The organism is Rhodoplanes sp. P11 (assembly GCF_964266735.1).
GTDB classification, from domain to species: domain Bacteria; phylum Pseudomonadota; class Alphaproteobacteria; order Rhizobiales; family Xanthobacteraceae; genus Rhodoplanes; species Rhodoplanes serenus.
Genome location: NZ_CAXWGY010000016.1, coordinates 576,725 through 592,510, shown reverse-complemented (window position 1 = coordinate 592,510; position 15,786 = coordinate 576,725). Strand labels below are relative to the sequence as shown.

The window sequence follows — 15,786 nt, the reverse complement described above, 5'->3', positions numbered from 1 at the left end:
CGCCGCTCCGGCTCAATGCTGGATGGTCGATGCGGGTCTGTCGCTGTCCCTATCGGTGTCGGGCCGGCCGTCCGTTCATCGGGGATCGCGGCGGGCCGGCGGCACGGCCTAGACCGTGCCGGAGCTGTTCTAGGGCCTGATCATGACAGTTGGATGAATGCCTAAGCGGCGGATGCCGCGTCACTTTCTCGTGTAGGCGGAGTTTCTGTCACAATCGGCAGGCGGACCGTGAAGAGGGCGCCGGCGCCGGGCGCGCTGTCGATCGCGAGGCGGCCGCGGTGTCGTTGCAGGATGTGCTTGACGAGGGCCAGGCCGAGTCCGGTGCCGCCCTGAGCGCGGCTTTCCGCCACGTCGGCACGATAGAACCGCTCGGTCAGCCGCGGCAGATGCTCGGGCGCGATGCCGGGTCCGTAGTCGCGGATCGAGACCACCGCCTCGCGCCCCTGCGGCCCGGTCTCGCAGGCGATGGCGAGCTCGACGCGGCCGCCGCTGGCGCCGTATTTCAGGCCGTTCTCCACCAGGTTCTCGAAGGCGCGCACAAGCTCGTCGCGGTCGCCCGCGACGGTGACGGCGCCGTCCGGCGGCTCGAACACGATCACCACGCCGCGCTCGCCGGCGATCGGCTGCAAGCCGTCGGTGACCTGGCGCAGCAGCAGCACCAGCTCGACCGGGCTCTCCGGGCGGATATGCACCTTCAGCTCGATGCGCGACAGCGACAGCAGGTCGTCTATCAGCCGCGCCATGCGGCCGGCCTGCGCCTTCATGATACCGAGGAAGCGTTCGCGCGCGGCGGCGTCGGCGCGCGCCGGTCCCTGCAAGGTGTCGATGAAGCCGGACAGCGAAGCGAGCGGGGTGCGCAGCTCGTGGCTGGCATTGGCGATGAAGTCGACGCGCATCTGCTCGGAGCGGCGCAGCGGCGTCAGGTCGTGGAAGGTGACGACCAGCAGCCGGTCGCGCCGGGCGATACCGACGCGCGCGGCACCGCCGGCCGGCCGCGGCCGCTGCACCGGGGCGACCACCGCCTCCCACCAGCGTTCCGCCGGGACTCTCTGGAACATCTCGACGCGCTCCGGCGCGGTTCCTTCGGCGGCCTTGCGGACGGCGTCGAGAACCCCCGGATGGCGCAGCGCGAAGGAGAGCGGGCGGGCGGTCGCCAGCGCCGGCGCCAGCTCGGCGGCGCGGCGGTTGAAGGCGCGCACCAGGCCGCTCGGCTCCAGCACGATCACCGGATCGGCGAGGCCCGACACCACCACGTCGACGAGCGGATCGTCGGTCTCGGGTTGACCGTCGACGTCGCTCACCGCCGCCGCCTTGCCGCCACCGCTGCGGCGCATGTCGGCCACCGCCGCCGCCGCGATGGCGGCGACGATCAGGGCGGCGGGCACGCCGCGCAGCTCGCCGGCCGCGACCGCCACGCCGACCGCCAGCACGGCGACCGGGAGCACCAGGCGCAGGCGCGACCAGCCGTCCGCCACGGCGGCGATCCGCCGGCGCAGGGGCTCGCGGCCCGACGGCCGCTCCTCGGTCGAAGGCATGGCGACTCCGCAGTCATCGTGGCGGCCGTCAGCCCGGCGGGCCATCCGCCGGTTCGGCACACGACAGTCCGGCGCCGCACCGGCTCGCCGGATTGGGAGCGCCGCCGCTCAGCCGGGCCGGTGATCGGCGCTTTCGGGGCCGGGCTGCGCCGGGGCCCCGCCGCGGGCGCGCCGCATCCCGAGCCACAGCTCCCGGCAGCCGAGAATCGCCAGCGCCAGCGCGAACGGCACGAGATAGTACAGCAGGCGGAACAGCAGCAAGCCGGCGAGCAGCTGCTCCTTGTCGTACTGCATCAGCGCGACCAGCATGGCCGCGTCGAACACCCCGAGCCCGCCCGGCGAATGGCTGGCGAAGCCCAGCAGGGTGGCGGCCACGAAGATGACCGCCACCGTGACGAAGCCGATATAGGGTTCGTGCGGCACCAGCATGTACATGGCGGCGGCGCAGCAGCCGAGATCGACGATGCCGATGCCGATCTGCAACAGGGTCAGCGGCCCGCCCGGCAGCGTCACCTCCCAGTTGCTGCGGCCGATCACCCGCGGGGTTCGCCACACCCAGCCCACATAGGTGGCGAGCACGATCAGGGTGATGATCGCCAGCGTCCGGTTGATCCAGGCCGGCACCTGGTTGATGGACGAGGCCGCCTCCGGCGCCCAGGTGATGCCGAGCCCCAGCACGGTGGCGTTGCCGAGCCAGAAGGTGAAGCCAGCGATGAAGCAGACCTTGGCCACCTCGATGGCCGACAGGCCGTGCATCGAGTAGACGCGGTAGCGCACCGCGCCGCCCGTGAAGGCGCTGGCCCCGACATTGTGGCCGACCGCGTAGCTGGTGAAGCCGGCGAGCGCCGCCACCCGGTAGGGCACCTCGCTCCGGCCGATCGTGTGCAGCGCGAACTCGTCATAAAAGGTCAGGGTGAAGTAGCCGGCCGCCACGAAGCCGGCCGCCAGCCCGATGTCACGCCAGGAGAAGCCGCGTAGGGCATGGATCACCTCGTCGGTGTCGATGCCCTGGAGCGTGTGCCACAGCACCACGGCGGCCGCCGCGATGACCGCGAGGCTCGCCAGGAAACCCACGCGGTGCCAGCCGATCGTCCGATCGAAGGCATCCGCCGCCACCCGCAGCCGGTCGTACATGCGCGATCTGGATCTCCCGAGCAGGCGAGGCGTGGGACGGCATCTCCCCGGCGATGGCCGTCAGTTCGCGTCTAACAGAACGCTGTGCCGAAGGCGAGCGCCGGGACCGCGACCCGGAACCGCGCCCGGCGCGGCCCGGGGGCAGGGCGTTGCTCGCGGTGAGGTGGACAAGAACCGTCGCATCGGGGAAGGTCGGCGCCGCGACGGGTCGGACGGGCGCAACCGGCATTGCAAGAGGCGATCCGCGAGCCAGGATTTGAAGACGACCGAAGGACTTGCGGCGTTTCGCCGCCGCGCCGCGCCGGCCGACGGGGTGGCCGACGGGTGGCCGAGAGCGTCCACCCGACGTCACGGCCCGGCGCGCCATCTCACGAACACGCGAGACCGGCGGGAGGCCGGGAGGGAGCCGCCATGACAGAGACCGACAAGATGCTGGCCCACACCGAGGACGGGGTCGGCATCCTGACCTTCAACAATCCCGAGCGGCACAACGCCGTCTCGCTCGACATGTGGGAGGCGGCCGGCACGCTGCTCGAAGGCTTCGCGGCCGATCCGGCCGTGCGGGTGGTGGTGCTCACCGGCGCCGGCGGCAAGGCCTTCGTGTCGGGTGCCGACATCTCGCGCTTCGAGGACGAGCGCGCCGACGTGGCGGCCTACGAGCGCTACAATGCCGCGGTCGAGCGCACCACCGCGCTGCTCGCCGCCTTTCCCAAGCCGACGGTCGCGATGATCCGCGGCTACTGCCTCGGCGGCGGGGTCGCGATCGCGGTGTGCTGCGATCTCCGCATCTGCTCCGACAACTCGCGCTTCGCGGTGCCGGCCGCCCGGCTCGGCATCGGCTACGCCTATGGCGGGCTGACGCGGATCGTCGACCTCGTCGGTCCCGCCTTCGCCAAGGAGATCCTGTTCACGGCGCGGCAGTTCACCGCCGCCGAGGCGCACCAGATGGGCCTCGTCAACCAGGTCGTCGCCCACGACGAGCTCGACGCCTATGTGCGCGACTATGCGGGCCAGATCGCCGAGAACGCGCCGCTCACCGTGGCGGCCGCCAAGGTGGCGGTCGGCGAGGCCGTGAAGGACCCGGGCGAGCGCGATCTCGCCCGCTGCGACGCCATGGTGCGGGCCTGCTTCGACAGCCGCGACTATGTCGAGGGCCGCCGCGCCTTCATGGAGAAGCGCAAGCCGGAGTTCGAGGGGCGGTAGCTCGGGACGGACGTGATCGGCCGGACGGCGTTGTGGCGCCCGCGGTGCGGTCGCTGCTGCATTAGATTGCTTTACTGATGCATCAGCGGCATGGTCGGCGTCATGGCCACCGATCCTGCTGCCGCTGGCTCCCAGGCCGGGCCGGCGGCCCTGACCCCGATCTCTGCCGATGCCACGCCGGCGAACCTGCCGCCCGGCGATGGCGGCGATCCGGCGCGGCTCACCGGCGAGGCCGTCTATGAGCGGCTGCGGCAGATGATCGTCAGGCTCGATCTGGTGCCCGGGGCTGTCATCGACCGGGCCGACCTCCAGGCGCGCTTCGGGGTCAGCTCGACGCCGCTGCGCGACGCGCTGCTGCGGCTCGCCCGCGACGGCCTGGTGGACATCGTGCCGCAGAGCGCCACCCGGGTCAGCCTCATCGACCTCGTCGCGGTCCGCCAGGCACAGGTGCTGCGCCGCGCCGTCGAGCAGGAGGCCGTGCGCCTCCTGGCCGGCGCCGCCGAGCGCGACTTCGTGCCGGAGCTCCAGTTGGCGCTGGCCGCCCAGCTCGACCGTGCCGAGGCCGGCGACACCGCCGGCTTCGCGGCGCTCGACGAGACCTTCCACCGGCGCCTCCTGGCGCTCGCCGGCGCTCCCGATCTGTTCGACGTGGTGCGCCGGCACAGCGGCCAGATCGACCGCATCCGCCATCTCCAGCGGCCCGTCGCCGGCCGGATGCGCGAGGTGGTCCGCGAGCACGGCCGCATCCTTAAGTCGATCGCGGCCGGCAATCCCGACAAGGCGCAGGCGCGGATGCGCGACCACCTGGCCGGCGCCCTCGCCCCTGTCCACACCCTCCAGGCCGAGCACCCGCAGTATGTCCGGGCGTGACCGGCGCGACGGCTGCGGTCGGCGACTGGTCCGTGTGGGTCCGTCGGCCCTTCCCCGCGGCGGCGCGTCCCGGTAAAAGGCGCCCGAACCGGCTCGTCGCCGTATCGCGCCCGTCGCTCGAGGACTCCCATGACCGTATCGCCGCACGAGATCGCCCGCGTGCTCATCGAGGCGCTGCCGCACATGCAGCGCTACGACGAGGAGATCGTGGTGGTGAAGTATGGCGGCCACGCCATGGGCCAGGAGGCCGCGGCCCGGAGCTTCGCCCGCGACATCGTGCTGCTGGAGCAGACCGCCATCAACCCGGTGGTGGTGCATGGGGGCGGCCCGCAGATCGGCGGCATGCTCCAGCGGCTCGGCATCAAGTCGGAGTTCGCGGCGGGCTTGCGCATCACCGACGCCGCCACCATCGAGATCGTCGAGATGGTGCTGGCCGGCTCGATCAACAAGCAGATCGTCGGCTTCATCAACGAGGCCGGCGGCCGCGCGGTCGGCCTGTGCGGCAAGGACGGCAACATGGTGACGGCCCGCAAGGTCGGCCGCACCGTGGTGGACCCCGGCTCGCATATCGAGCAGATCGTCGATCTCGGCTTCGTCGGCGAGCCCGAGACGGTCGACACTGCGGTGCTCGACCAGATTCTCGGCCGCGACCTCATTCCGGTGCTGGCGCCGATCGCCACCTCGGTCGAGGGCGGCACCTACAACGTCAATGCCGACACCTTCGCGGGTGCCGTCGCCGGTGCCCTGAAGGCCAAGCGCCTGCTGCTGCTCACCGACGTGCCCGGCGTGCTCGACAAGTCGAAGCAGCTCATCAAGGAGCTGTCGATCGACGACGCCCGCCGGCTGATCGCCGACGGCACCATCACGGGCGGCATGATCCCCAAGGTCGAGACCTGCATCTACGCGCTGGAGGCGGGCGTGCAGGGCGTGGTGATTCTCGACGGCAAGGTCGAGCACGCGGTGCTGCTCGAGCTCTTGACTGATCTCGGCGCCGGCACCCTGATCCACCCCTGATCGACTCCCGAGCGCACGGCGGGGCCGAGTCCCGCATTGCCGTCACGGTGCCGACACGAAACCGCCGCCTTGGCGCCGCCGCGCCCGGGTGGCGGGGTGTCGGCCCCGCGTGAGTGCTTGAGTGCGCCGGGTGATCCGTGCAAGGTGGCCGTGTCCGATCCGACCGGCCAGCCGTGGAGCCCCCCGACGTGACTGCCCGTCCCCCTCGCGTGCTGATGATCTATCCCGAGTTCATCAAGGACTCGTTCTGGCACTACAAGGCCGCCTGCGAGCTGGTCGGCGCCAAGTATCCGGCGGCGCCGCTCGGCCTGATCACGGTGGCCGCCATGCTGCCGTCGGGCTGGGACATCCGTCTCGTCAACCGCAACACCGAGACGCTGACCGACGACGATCTCGCCTGGGCCGACCTGGTGATGATCGGCGGCATGCTCAACCAGCAGCCCGACTTCCTGCATCTGATCGATCTCGTCCACCAGCACGGCAAGCCGGTCTGCGTCGGCGGGCCGGACGTCTCGTCGAGCCCGCATCTCTACGCGGCTGCGGATTTCCAGGTGATCGGCGAGGCCGAGCTGGTGATCGACGATTTCATCACGGCGTTCGAGCGCGGCGACCGCAGTGGCGTGTTCACCGCCGAGAAGTACCAGGCCGACATCACCAGGACGCCGCTGCCGCGCTGGGACCTGCTGAAGCTCGACCAGTATCTCTATATCGGGGTGCAGTACGCCCGCGGCTGTCCGTTCACCTGCGAGTTCTGCGACATCATCGAGCTGTATGGCCGGGTGCCGCGCACCAAGACGAACGATCAGATTCTCGCCGAGCTCCAGGCGCTCTACGACCGCGGCTATCGCGGTCATGTCGATTTCGTCGACGACAACTTCATCGGTAACAAGAAGAACATCCGCACCCTGATGCCGCGCCTGAAGGCGTGGCTCGTCGAGCGCGACTACCCGTTCGAGTTCTCGACCGAGGCATCGATCAATCTCGCCGACGATGACGAGATGCTGCAAGCCATGAAGGACGCCAACTTCTTCGCGGTCTTCGTCGGCATCGAGAGCCCCGATCCCGAGACGCTGGTGCAGATGCGCAAGAAGCAGAACACCAAGCGCAACATCGCCGAGTGCATCCACAAGATCTACAGCTACGGCATGTTCGTGACGGCCGGCTTCATCGTCGGCTTCGACAGCGAGAAGGTGTCGATCGCCCAGTCGATGACCGATTTCATCGAGGAGTGCGCGATCCCGGTCTGCATGGTCGGCCTGCTCTATGCGTTGCCGAACACCCAGCTCACCCGGCGGCTGGAGAAGGAGGGCCGGCTGCATCCGGGCCACGACCGGATGCACGTCGATACGGGCGGCGACCAGTGCACGCTCGGCTGCAACTTCGACACCAAGCGGCCGCTGCGTGACATCCTGGTCGACTACCGCACGGTGCTCGCCAACGTGTTCGAGCCGTCTGCCTATGCGGGGCGGCTGGCGCGGCTCGCCGCCATGATGGACCGCTCCGACCGACGCCGCGAGCTGCCGGAGGGCGACGTCCGTCGGCGGGTCGGCGGCATCGAGGCGGTCCACAAGATCATGTCGGCGCTGCCGGAGGCGCGCGAGCCGTTCTGGAAGGTGTTCGTCGAGGTGGCGAAGTCGAACCCCGGGGCGCTGCGCTACATCGTGCTGCTGATGGCGTTCTATCTTCATCTCGGCCCGTTCTCGCGGCACGCCATCGCGGTGATCGATCGCCGCATCGCCGAGCTGGACGCCGCCGCGGCGGTGCCGCCGATGGCCGTCACGGTCGAGCGGCAGGCCGCCCTGCACTGAGGTCCGCCCCGCCGCCCCTTGCGGCCGCCGCGGCGGCGCTTCATGCCTGTCCGCGAGGGCGATTCGGCTCGCGGAGGGAGTCATGCGGAGAACGGCCGTGCGGTCCGCCATCGGCGCCGCGGTGCTCGCCGCCACGTTGCTCGGCAGCGGGCCGGCCCGCGCGGATCTCGATCTCTGCAACCGGCTGAGCTTCGTGGTCGAGGCGGCGATCGGCATCGAGGAGAAGGGTGCCACCGCGACCCGCGGCTGGTTCCGCCTCGATCCCGGCCAGTGCCGCACCGTGCTCACCGGCGAGGTGACGGCCGAGCAGGTGTTCCTGCATGCGAAGGCGCTGCCGCTCTATGGGCCGTCGCCGGAGCCGATGAGCGGCCACGCCGATCTGTGCGTCGGCACCGGCGACTTCGTGATTGCGGCGGCGCGCGCCTGCCGGCCGCCGCAGCGCTTCGCCCGCTTCGCCGCCGTGAAGCCGTCCGAGGCGGCGGGGCGGCTGGTGGCGGCGCTGGCCGAGGAGGCCGAGTATTCCGACGAGCAGGCCCGCCGCGCCGGCATTCAGCGCCTGCTGGTGCTGGCCGGCTACGACGCCCATCCGATCGACGGCGTGAGCGGCCCCAAGACCGACGCCGCCATCGCCCAGTTCCTCAAGGACCGCGGCCTGCCGGCCGATGCGGCCACCGGCGCGGGCGTGTTCGATGCCCTGATGGAGGCGGCCCAGCAGCCCGCCGCCTCGGGTTTCTCCTGGTGCAACGACACTCGCTTCGCCGTGATGGCGGCGATCGCCGTGGAGGAGAAGGGCGCCCTGGTGGCGCGCGGCTGGTACCGGGTCGAGCCGGGCAAATGCGTCCGCCCGGATGTCGTCGGCAAGCCGCGCCGGGTGTTCAGCTACGGCGAAGCTGTGGACGGCGACGGCCAGCCGGTGCGGCGCGGCGACCGGCGGCTCGCCTGGGGCGGCGGCACCATGCTGTGCACCCGCGAGGCGCGCTTCGAGCTCGGCGACCACAAGGATTGCGGCGCCGCCGGCCTCGACGCCACCGGCTTCGCCGTGGTGGACCTCACCGGCAAGCCGAGCGCCACGGTGCGTTTCCAGGAGTGATCCGAGATCCGGCTGATCAACTGGGCGGTCGCGCCACGGCGCGCCTGCCTCGACATGCCTGCCGGAGAACCGGGTCCCACTTCGCCGGAAAATGCTCTAAGACGTCCGCATGTCCAGCATCGCCCCCGCACCGTCCGACGCCACCCGCCGGTTCGACCATGTCGAGACCTGGGTGTTCGATCTCGACAACACCCTCTATCCGCACCACCTCAACCTGTGGCAGCAGGTCGACGGCCGCATCCGCGATTACATCGCGGAGTTCCTCGCCGTCACCCACGACGAGGCGTTCCGCGTCCAGAAGGACTACTACAAGCGGTTCGGCACCAGCATGCGCGGCCTGATGATCGAGCACGGTCTCGATCCGGACCACTTCCTCGACTACGTGCATCGCATCGATCATTCGCCGCTGACGCCCAATCCCGCCCTCGGCGACGCCCTGGAGCGGCTGCCCGGCCGCAAGCTGATCCTCACCAACGGCACCCGGGCGCACGCCGAGGCGGTGCTCGCCCGGCTCGAGATCGACCACTGCTTCGAGGACGTCTTCGACATCGTCGCCGGCGCGCTGGAGCCCAAGCCGTTTCCCGAGGTCTACGACAAGTTCCTGGCTCGCCACGGCGTCGATCCGGCCCGGGCGGCGCTGTTCGAGGACCTCGCCCGCAACCTGGCGGTTCCGCACGCCCTCGGCATGGTGACCGTGCTGGTGGTGCCGGAGAAGACCCGCGAGGTGTTCCGCGAGCACTGGGAGCTGGAGGGCCACGACGCCCCCCATGTGGACCACGTGACCGACGATCTCACCGGCTTCCTGGAAGAGGTCCTGCGCGCCCGAGGCATCCCTGCGACCGCTTGACCGGCCACCCTTGACATCGCTCCCGGCTGCCCCGACAACGCGGCGCCTTCGCGTTTCCGAGGATCGCTCCATGTCGCACGCCGAGCTTGCCCGCACCATCGACGAGGCATTCGAACGCCGCAGCGAGATCGGCCCGGATACCGCGGGTCCGCTGCGCGGCGCGGTCGACCGGGCGCTGCGCCTGCTCGACGCCGGCGAGGAGCGGGTCGCCGAGCCGCAGCCCGATGGCTCCTGGCGGGTCAACCAGTGGCTCAAGAAGGCGGTGCTGCTGTCGTTCCGCCTCAACGACATGAGCGTCATTCCGGGCGGTCCCGGCCGGGCCGGCTGGTGGGACAAGGTGCCGTCCAAGTTCGACGGCTGGGGCGAGGCGCAGTTCCGCGAGGCCGGCTTTCGTGCCGTGCCCGGCGCCATCGTGCGGCGCTCCGCCTATGTGGCGCCCGGCGTGGTGCTGATGCCGTCCTTCGTCAATCTCGGCGCCTATGTCGACACCGGCACCATGATCGACACCTGGGCGACGGTCGGGTCCTGCGCCCAGATCGGCAAGAACTGTCACATCTCGGGCGGCGCCGGCATCGGCGGCGTGCTGGAGCCGTTGCAGGCCGGCCCGGTGATCATCGAGGACGACTGCTTCGTCGGCGCCCGCGCCGAGGTCGCCGAGGGCGTCGTCGTGCGCCGCGGCGCGGTGCTCTCCATGGGGGTCTATCTCGGCGCCTCGACCAAGATCGTCGACCGCGAGACCGGCGCCGTCGTCACCGGCGAGGTGCCGGCCTATTCGGTGGTGGTGCCGGGCACGCTGCCCGGCAAGCCGCTGAAGGACGGCTCGCCGGGGCCGGGCCTCTACTGTGCCGTCATCGTCAAGCGGGTCGACGAGAAGACCCGCGCCAAGACCAGCATCAACGAGCTGCTGCGCGACTGACCGGGGCGGAGGTTCGACGGCCGCCCGTGGCGCCGGCCGGGCCGAACGGGCCCCGCGTCGAGGCGGCGGCTCGCGCGGCGGGTCGAGACGCTCCATTCCACGGCGCGCCGGTGCGAGCGCCTCGTTCGCGCCGGAGCCCGATCGGAGGACGGACATGACCTGGCGTGACGTCCTGTTCGAGTTCGACGGCCGGATCGACCGGCGGACCTTCTGGACCGCCTTCCTGGCGGTGGCCGTCGCCGAGCTGTTCTGCCATGCCGTGGTGGGGCTGGTCGCCGACGACCGTGCCACCTCCATCGTCAGCCTCGCCTTCAGCTATCCGGAGTTCGCCATCATGGCCAAGCGCGGCCATGATCGCGGCATGCCCACCGCGGTGCCGGGCGTGTTCTTCGGCCTCAGCGTCCTCGTCGACTTCGTCTTCGTCATCGATGCCGCCGGCACGCCCGAGCAGCCGAGCCCGCTCCTGATGATGCTGACGGTGCCGTGGCTGGTGTTCGCCGTGGCGTTGCTGGTCGATCTCGGCTTCCGCCGCGGCACCCGCGGCCCCAACCGCTACGGCCCCGACCCGCAGGGGCCGACCATCTACCGCATCGACCGCCAGGACTGAGCGGCCGCCGTTCCAGGACCTGACCGTTATGCCGGCCGATCCCGCCGTCCTCGCCCGCGATCTCCTGCGCTGCCCGTCGGTGACGCCGGCCGAGGGCGGCGCGCTCGATCTGGTGGCCCGGGTGCTGGGCGCCGCCGGCTTCACGGTCGAGCGGGTGACCTTCTCGGAGCCCGGCTTCGCCGACGTCGAAAATCTGTTCGCGCGGATCGGCGAGGGCGGGCCGCATCTCGTCTTCGCCGGCCATACCGACGTTGTGCCGGCCGGCGACGCGGCGCGGTGGACGCATCCGCCCTTCGCGGGCGAGATTGCCGACGGCGTGCTCTACGGCCGCGGTGCCGTCGACATGAAGGGAGCGGTCGCTTGCGCCATGGCGGCGGCGCTCGACCATCTCGCCGCCAGCGGCGGGCGGCCCAAGGGCACGCTGTCGTTTCTGCTCACCGGCGACGAGGAGGGGGTGGCGGTCAACGGCACCGTCAAGCTGCTGCGCTGGGCGGCGGCGCGCGGCGAACGGTTCGACCACTGCCTTCTCGGCGAGCCGACCAATCCGGACGCGCTCGGCGACATGATCAAGATCGGCCGCCGCGGCTCGCTCAACGGCACCCTGGTGGTGAGCGGCACCGCCGGCCACGTCGCCTATCCGCAGCGCGCCGACAATCCGGTCCGCCACATCGTGCGGCTCGCGGCGGCGCTCATGGGCGAGCCGCTCGATCACGGCACCGCGCATTTTGATCCGTCGAACCTGGAGATCACCTCCATCGACGTCGGCAATCCCACCGTCAACGTCATCCCGGCCGAGGCGCGGGCGCGCTTCAACATCCGCTTCAACGATCGGCACACCTTCGCGTCGTTGAAGGCGCTGGTGGAGGCACGCGCCGCCGCGGCCGCGCAGGGCGCCCGCTGGCGCATCGACTGGGAGCCGTCCAACGCCGATGCGTTCGTCACCGCGCCGGGTGCTTTCGTCGATACGGTGCGCGATGCCATCGTGATGGTCACCGGCCGCACGCCGGTCTTGTCCACCTCCGGCGGCACCTCGGACGCGCGGTTCATCAAGGACTATTGCCCGGTGGTCGAGTTCGGGCTGGTGCAAGCCAGCATGCACGGCGTCGACGAGCGGGTGCCGGTCGCCGACCTCGCGGCGCTGACCGCCATCTATCGCGAGATCTTCGCGCGGTATTTCGGCTGACGACGCGCCTCCGGCGAGCGCCGCGCCACCGCCGGGCCGCCTCAGTACTCCACCGCGACCAGATAGAGCCCGTCGGGCGGCGCCACCGGGCCGCAGGCCGAGCGATCGCGCGCCGCCAGCGCCGCCGCGAGGTCGTCGGCGGTCCACCGGCCGTCGCCGACCAGTACCAGCGAGCCGACCATCGAGCGCACCTGATGGTGCAGGAACGAGCGCGCCACCGCGGTGACCATCACGTCGTCGCCGGAGCGGTCGACGTCGAGCACGTCGAGCGTCTTGTCGGGCGAGGCGGCCTGGCACTCGGCGGCCCGGAAGGTGGTGAAGTCGTGCTTGCCGACGAGGCGCTGGGCGGCGGCGTGCATGGCCGGCACGTCGAGCGGGCGGGCGACCCGGAAGGCGCGGCCTTCGTCGAGCGCCAGCGGGGCACGGCGGTTGACGATTCGGTACATGTAGTGCCGGCGCTTGGCCGAGAAGCGGGCGTCGAAGTCGTCGGCGACCGGCTCGGCGGCGAGCACCGCCACCCGGTGCGGGCGCAGATGCGCGTTGGCAGCGTCGCGGATGGTGTCGGTGTCGATCTCGCGCGACAGATCCACATGGGCGACCTGGCCGACGGCGTGCACGCCGGCGTCGGTGCGGCCGGCCCCCTTGACCGTGACGGCCTCGCCCGCGAAGGCGGCGATCGCCGTCTCCAGCACGCCCTGCACCGACACGCCGTTCTGCTGCACCTGCCAGCCGCAGAAGCCGGCGCCGTCGTACTCGATGGAGAGCTTGTAACGCGGCATGAGGATCTCTCAGGGCAGGACGGTGCCGGGCTCGACCGGGGTGCCGCGCAGGAACTCGTCGGCGGTCATCGGCTGGCGGCCGGCGCGCTGGAGCTGGAGGATGCGCAACGCCCCGTCGCCGCAGGCCACCGTGAGGCGATGATCCAGCACGGTGCCGGGCGGGCCGGAGCCCTCGCCGCGGGTGGTGCGCAGGACCTTGATGCGCGCCGGACCCTTGGCTTCCGGCAGCTCGAACCAGGCGCCCGGGAACGGCGACAGGCCGCGAGCGTGGTCGTGGACCGCCTTGCACGGCCGCGTCCAGTCGATCCGGGTCTCGGCCTTGTCGATCTTGGCCGCGTAGGTGACACCCTCATCGGCCTGCGGGGTGAGCACCAGGGCGTCGCGTTCCAGCGCCGCCAGCGCCCGCGCCATCAGGTCGGCGCCGAGCCGGGCGAGGGCGTCGTGAAGGTCGCCGGCCGTCATGTCGGGGCCGATGGCGAGCCGCTCCGCCATGGCGACCGGGCCGGTGTCGAGCCCTTCCTCCATCCGCATCACCATCACGGCGGTCTCGGCATCGCCCGCCATCACGGCCCGGTTGATCGGCGCGGCGCCGCGCCAGCGCGGCAGCGCCGAGGCGTGCAGGTTGAAGCAGCCGAGCCGCGGCGCGTCGAGCACCGGCTTGGGCAGGATCAGCCCGTAGGCCACCACCACGGCGGCGTCCGCCCCATGGGCCCGGAAGGCCGCCTGGGCCTCCTCGCTGCGCAACGTCTTCGGGGTGAGCACCGGCAGCCCGAACCGGCGCGCCTCGCGCTCGATCGGGCTCTCCTGGAGCGCCATGCCGCGCCCGGCCGGCTTCGGCGCGCGCGTGTAGACGGCCACGACCTCGTGGCCGCGTCCGACGATTTCGAGGAAGGTCGGCACGGCGAAGTCCGGCGTGCCCATGAAGACGAGACGAAGCGGCATGACGGTGACCGAATCGCCAACACGGCGACGGCGGACCGTAGAGCATTTTCGGGCCGCCGGGTAACCGGCTGTTCGGCGTGTCGCGCGCGTTCGAGCGAATCCGCGTCGACCCGGGACGGCCCGGAGTTGTCGCCGCTTCGGCGATCCGGCTAAGGTCCGGCGAGAGGATCGAACCCGACAGGCGCGGGCGCGGTCCGGCGGGCGCCGGCGGCCTCCCGGGGCTGCAAGTCCGCCCGGGCGCCGTCCCGGCCAGGACCAGGACGACCGCGCCATGCCCGCCGAAACCCTGACCTTCCGGACCCTCAGCGGCAGCGCCATCGAGAGCCGGCCGATCGTCCTCAAGGCCGTCGCGGTGGCCCTGTGGACCAGCCGGGACATGAGCGGGCGCGACCGCCGCGTCGCCGAGATGGAGGCGCTCGGCATTCCGCGGCCGCGCACGACGCCGCAGTTCTATCGCGTGTCGGCGCATCGACTCACCACCTCCGACTGCATCGAGGTGGTCGGCCCGGAATCGAGCGGCGAGGTCGAGATCGTGCTGGTGCGCGACGGCCGCGGCCTGTGGGTGGGGGTCGGCTCCGACCACACCGACCGCCGGGTCGAGCGCTGCGACGTCCACGTCTCCAAGCAGATGTGCGACAAGCCGCTGGCCCCGGACCTCTGGGCCTTCGACGACGTGGCCGACCACTGGGACCAGCTCGTGCTGCGCTCGTGGATCGCCGAGAATGGCGAGACGCGCCTCTACCAGGAGGGCACCGCGGCCGCGATCCTGCCGGCCGTCACCCTGATCGCGGGCTATGCCGGACGCGACGACCTGCCGGAGGGGACGGCGCTGTTCTGCGGCACCTTCGCGGCGATCGGCGGCATCCGGTCGTCGGGACGGTTCGCATTCGAGCTGTACGACCCGCAGCGCGAGCGGCGGATCGCCCATGCCTACGACGTCGTCGCCCTGCCGGTGGCCCCGTGAGCCGTCGCCGGGTCACGTTCCGCGGTGTCGCGCGGGTTCTCGCCACGGCGGCGGTCCTGACGATGGCGCTGCTGACGATGGCGGTCCCGCCCGGCCCCGCCGTCGCGCAGCCCGCCGTCGCGTCGGCCGCGCTGCCCGATGGCTTCGTGCGCCTGCGCGAGCGCGATCCGTCGATCCGCCAGGACATCCGCTATGCCGGCCCGTTCAACTTCACCGGCCGCCCGGTGCCCGGCTATCTGGCGGCGGAGTGCATCCTGTTGCGCCCGGTCGCCGATGCGTTGGCGCGCGCCCAGGCCCGCCTCGCCGCCGAGGGCTTCCACCTCAAGGTCTACGACTGCTACCGGCCGGTGCGCGCCGTGCAGTCCTTCATCGTCTGGGCGCAGAGCCCGGAGCCCGACCGCATGGCCCGCATCTTCTCGCCGGCCATCCCCAAGCAGCAGCAGTTCGCGCTCGGCTACATCGCCAAGCGGTCGCGCCACTCGGTCGGCACCGCGGTCGATGTCGGGCTGGTGCGGGCGGCCGATCCCGACTTGCCGACCCCCGCCGACGCCGGCCCATGCGACGGCCCCGTCGCCACCCGGGCGCGGGAGTCGAGCCTCGATCTCGGCACCGCCTACGACTGCGCCGCTCCGCTCGCCGCCACCGCGGCGCGGGTGTCGCCGGAAGCGCGGCGGAACCGCGACCGCCTGGTGCGCGCCCTCGCGGCCGAGGGATTCCGCAACTATTCCCTCGAATGGTGGCACTTCGACTACAGCGGCCCGACCCCACCCCAGAAGGCGTGGGATTTTCCGGTGAGGTGACGGATCGATCCGGGTGAGTCCGGAGGCCGGCGCGTTGCGGCGGCGGAGATTAACGGCCGAGTAACAGCAGGCCGAAAAAAACCTGGAGTTGAAT

Annotated in this window: 15 protein-coding genes; 11 read left to right on the top strand and 4 right to left on the bottom strand. The window is 71.5% G+C overall.

Annotated features, from left to right (window positions below):
- Positions 1–161: 161 nt before the first annotated feature.
- Together ACFQUV_RS14435 and ACFQUV_RS14430 are read right to left on the bottom strand one after the other, a co-directional pair.
- Complete coding sequence (locus ACFQUV_RS14435; protein WP_129609032.1) at positions 162–1,535, bottom strand: cell wall metabolism sensor histidine kinase WalK; 1,374 nt, start codon at positions 1,533–1,535, stop codon at positions 162–164.
- Positions 1,536–1,643: 108 nt separating this feature from the next.
- Positions 1,644–2,669: a lysylphosphatidylglycerol synthase domain-containing protein gene (locus ACFQUV_RS14430; RefSeq protein ID WP_111384616.1), complete on the bottom strand. Its 1,026-nt coding sequence runs from the start codon at positions 2,667–2,669 to the stop codon at positions 1,644–1,646.
- Between the two features lie 411 nt (positions 2,670–3,080).
- Between ACFQUV_RS14430 and ACFQUV_RS14425 the strand changes: the two genes are divergently transcribed.
- From ACFQUV_RS14425 to dapE, 9 genes are all read left to right on the top strand, one after another.
- Positions 3,081–3,872, top strand: coding sequence for an enoyl-CoA hydratase (locus tag ACFQUV_RS14425; protein WP_129609033.1), 792 nt, complete (start codon positions 3,081–3,083; stop codon positions 3,870–3,872).
- Positions 3,873–3,974: 102 nt separating this feature from the next.
- Positions 3,975–4,742: a GntR family transcriptional regulator gene (locus ACFQUV_RS14420; RefSeq protein WP_165363871.1), complete on the top strand. Its 768-nt coding sequence runs from the start codon at positions 3,975–3,977 to the stop codon at positions 4,740–4,742.
- A gap of 129 nt (positions 4,743–4,871) precedes the next feature.
- Positions 4,872–5,756: an acetylglutamate kinase gene (gene argB / locus ACFQUV_RS14415; protein ID WP_111384611.1), complete on the top strand. Its 885-nt coding sequence runs from the start codon at positions 4,872–4,874 to the stop codon at positions 5,754–5,756.
- 215 nt (positions 5,757–5,971) lie between these two features.
- Entirely contained in the window at positions 5,972–7,564 is a 1,593-nt protein-coding gene (locus tag ACFQUV_RS14410) for a B12-binding domain-containing radical SAM protein (protein WP_129609054.1), read from the top strand.
- Between the two features lie 82 nt (positions 7,565–7,646).
- Positions 7,647–8,654, top strand: coding sequence for a DUF1036 domain-containing protein (locus ACFQUV_RS14405; RefSeq protein WP_129609035.1), 1,008 nt, complete (start codon positions 7,647–7,649; stop codon positions 8,652–8,654).
- 109 nt (positions 8,655–8,763) lie between these two features.
- On the top strand, positions 8,764–9,501 hold the full coding sequence (locus ACFQUV_RS14400; RefSeq protein ID WP_129609036.1) for a pyrimidine 5'-nucleotidase: 738 nt from the start codon (positions 8,764–8,766) through the stop codon (positions 9,499–9,501).
- A 70-nt stretch (positions 9,502–9,571) separates the two neighbouring features.
- Positions 9,572–10,417, top strand: a complete 846-nt coding sequence (gene dapD, locus ACFQUV_RS14395; RefSeq protein ID WP_111384608.1) for a 2,3,4,5-tetrahydropyridine-2,6-dicarboxylate N-succinyltransferase — start codon at positions 9,572–9,574, stop codon at positions 10,415–10,417.
- 154 nt (positions 10,418–10,571) lie between these two features.
- Complete coding sequence (locus ACFQUV_RS14390; RefSeq protein WP_111384607.1) at positions 10,572–11,024, top strand: DUF805 domain-containing protein; 453 nt, start codon at positions 10,572–10,574, stop codon at positions 11,022–11,024.
- A gap of 28 nt (positions 11,025–11,052) precedes the next feature.
- Positions 11,053–12,207, top strand: a complete 1,155-nt coding sequence (gene dapE, locus ACFQUV_RS14385) for a succinyl-diaminopimelate desuccinylase (RefSeq protein ID WP_129609037.1) — start codon at positions 11,053–11,055, stop codon at positions 12,205–12,207.
- 41 nt (positions 12,208–12,248) lie between these two features.
- Here dapE and truA read toward each other — a convergent pair whose 3' ends face one another.
- Both truA and fmt read right to left on the bottom strand, forming a co-directional pair.
- A complete protein-coding gene (gene truA / locus ACFQUV_RS14380) occupies positions 12,249–12,986 on the bottom strand; it encodes a tRNA pseudouridine(38-40) synthase TruA (RefSeq protein WP_129609038.1) in 738 nt (245 codons plus the stop codon).
- 9 nt (positions 12,987–12,995) lie between these two features.
- Entirely contained in the window at positions 12,996–13,928 is a 933-nt protein-coding gene (gene fmt / locus ACFQUV_RS14375) for a methionyl-tRNA formyltransferase (RefSeq protein WP_129609039.1), read from the bottom strand.
- A 271-nt stretch (positions 13,929–14,199) separates the two neighbouring features.
- On the opposite strand from fmt, the gene ACFQUV_RS14370 reads away from it, so the two are divergent.
- Both ACFQUV_RS14370 and ACFQUV_RS14365 read left to right on the top strand, forming a co-directional pair.
- The gene (locus ACFQUV_RS14370; protein ID WP_129609040.1) at positions 14,200–14,892 is read left to right on the top strand and encodes a DUF2848 domain-containing protein; all 693 of its coding nucleotides are present in this window, start codon (positions 14,200–14,202) and stop codon (positions 14,890–14,892) included.
- Positions 14,889–15,692: a M15 family metallopeptidase gene (locus ACFQUV_RS14365; RefSeq protein ID WP_129609041.1), complete on the top strand. Its 804-nt coding sequence runs from the start codon at positions 14,889–14,891 to the stop codon at positions 15,690–15,692. Before ACFQUV_RS14370 ends, ACFQUV_RS14365 begins: the two co-directional genes overlap by 4 nt.
- The last annotated feature ends 94 nt before the right edge of the window (positions 15,693–15,786 follow it).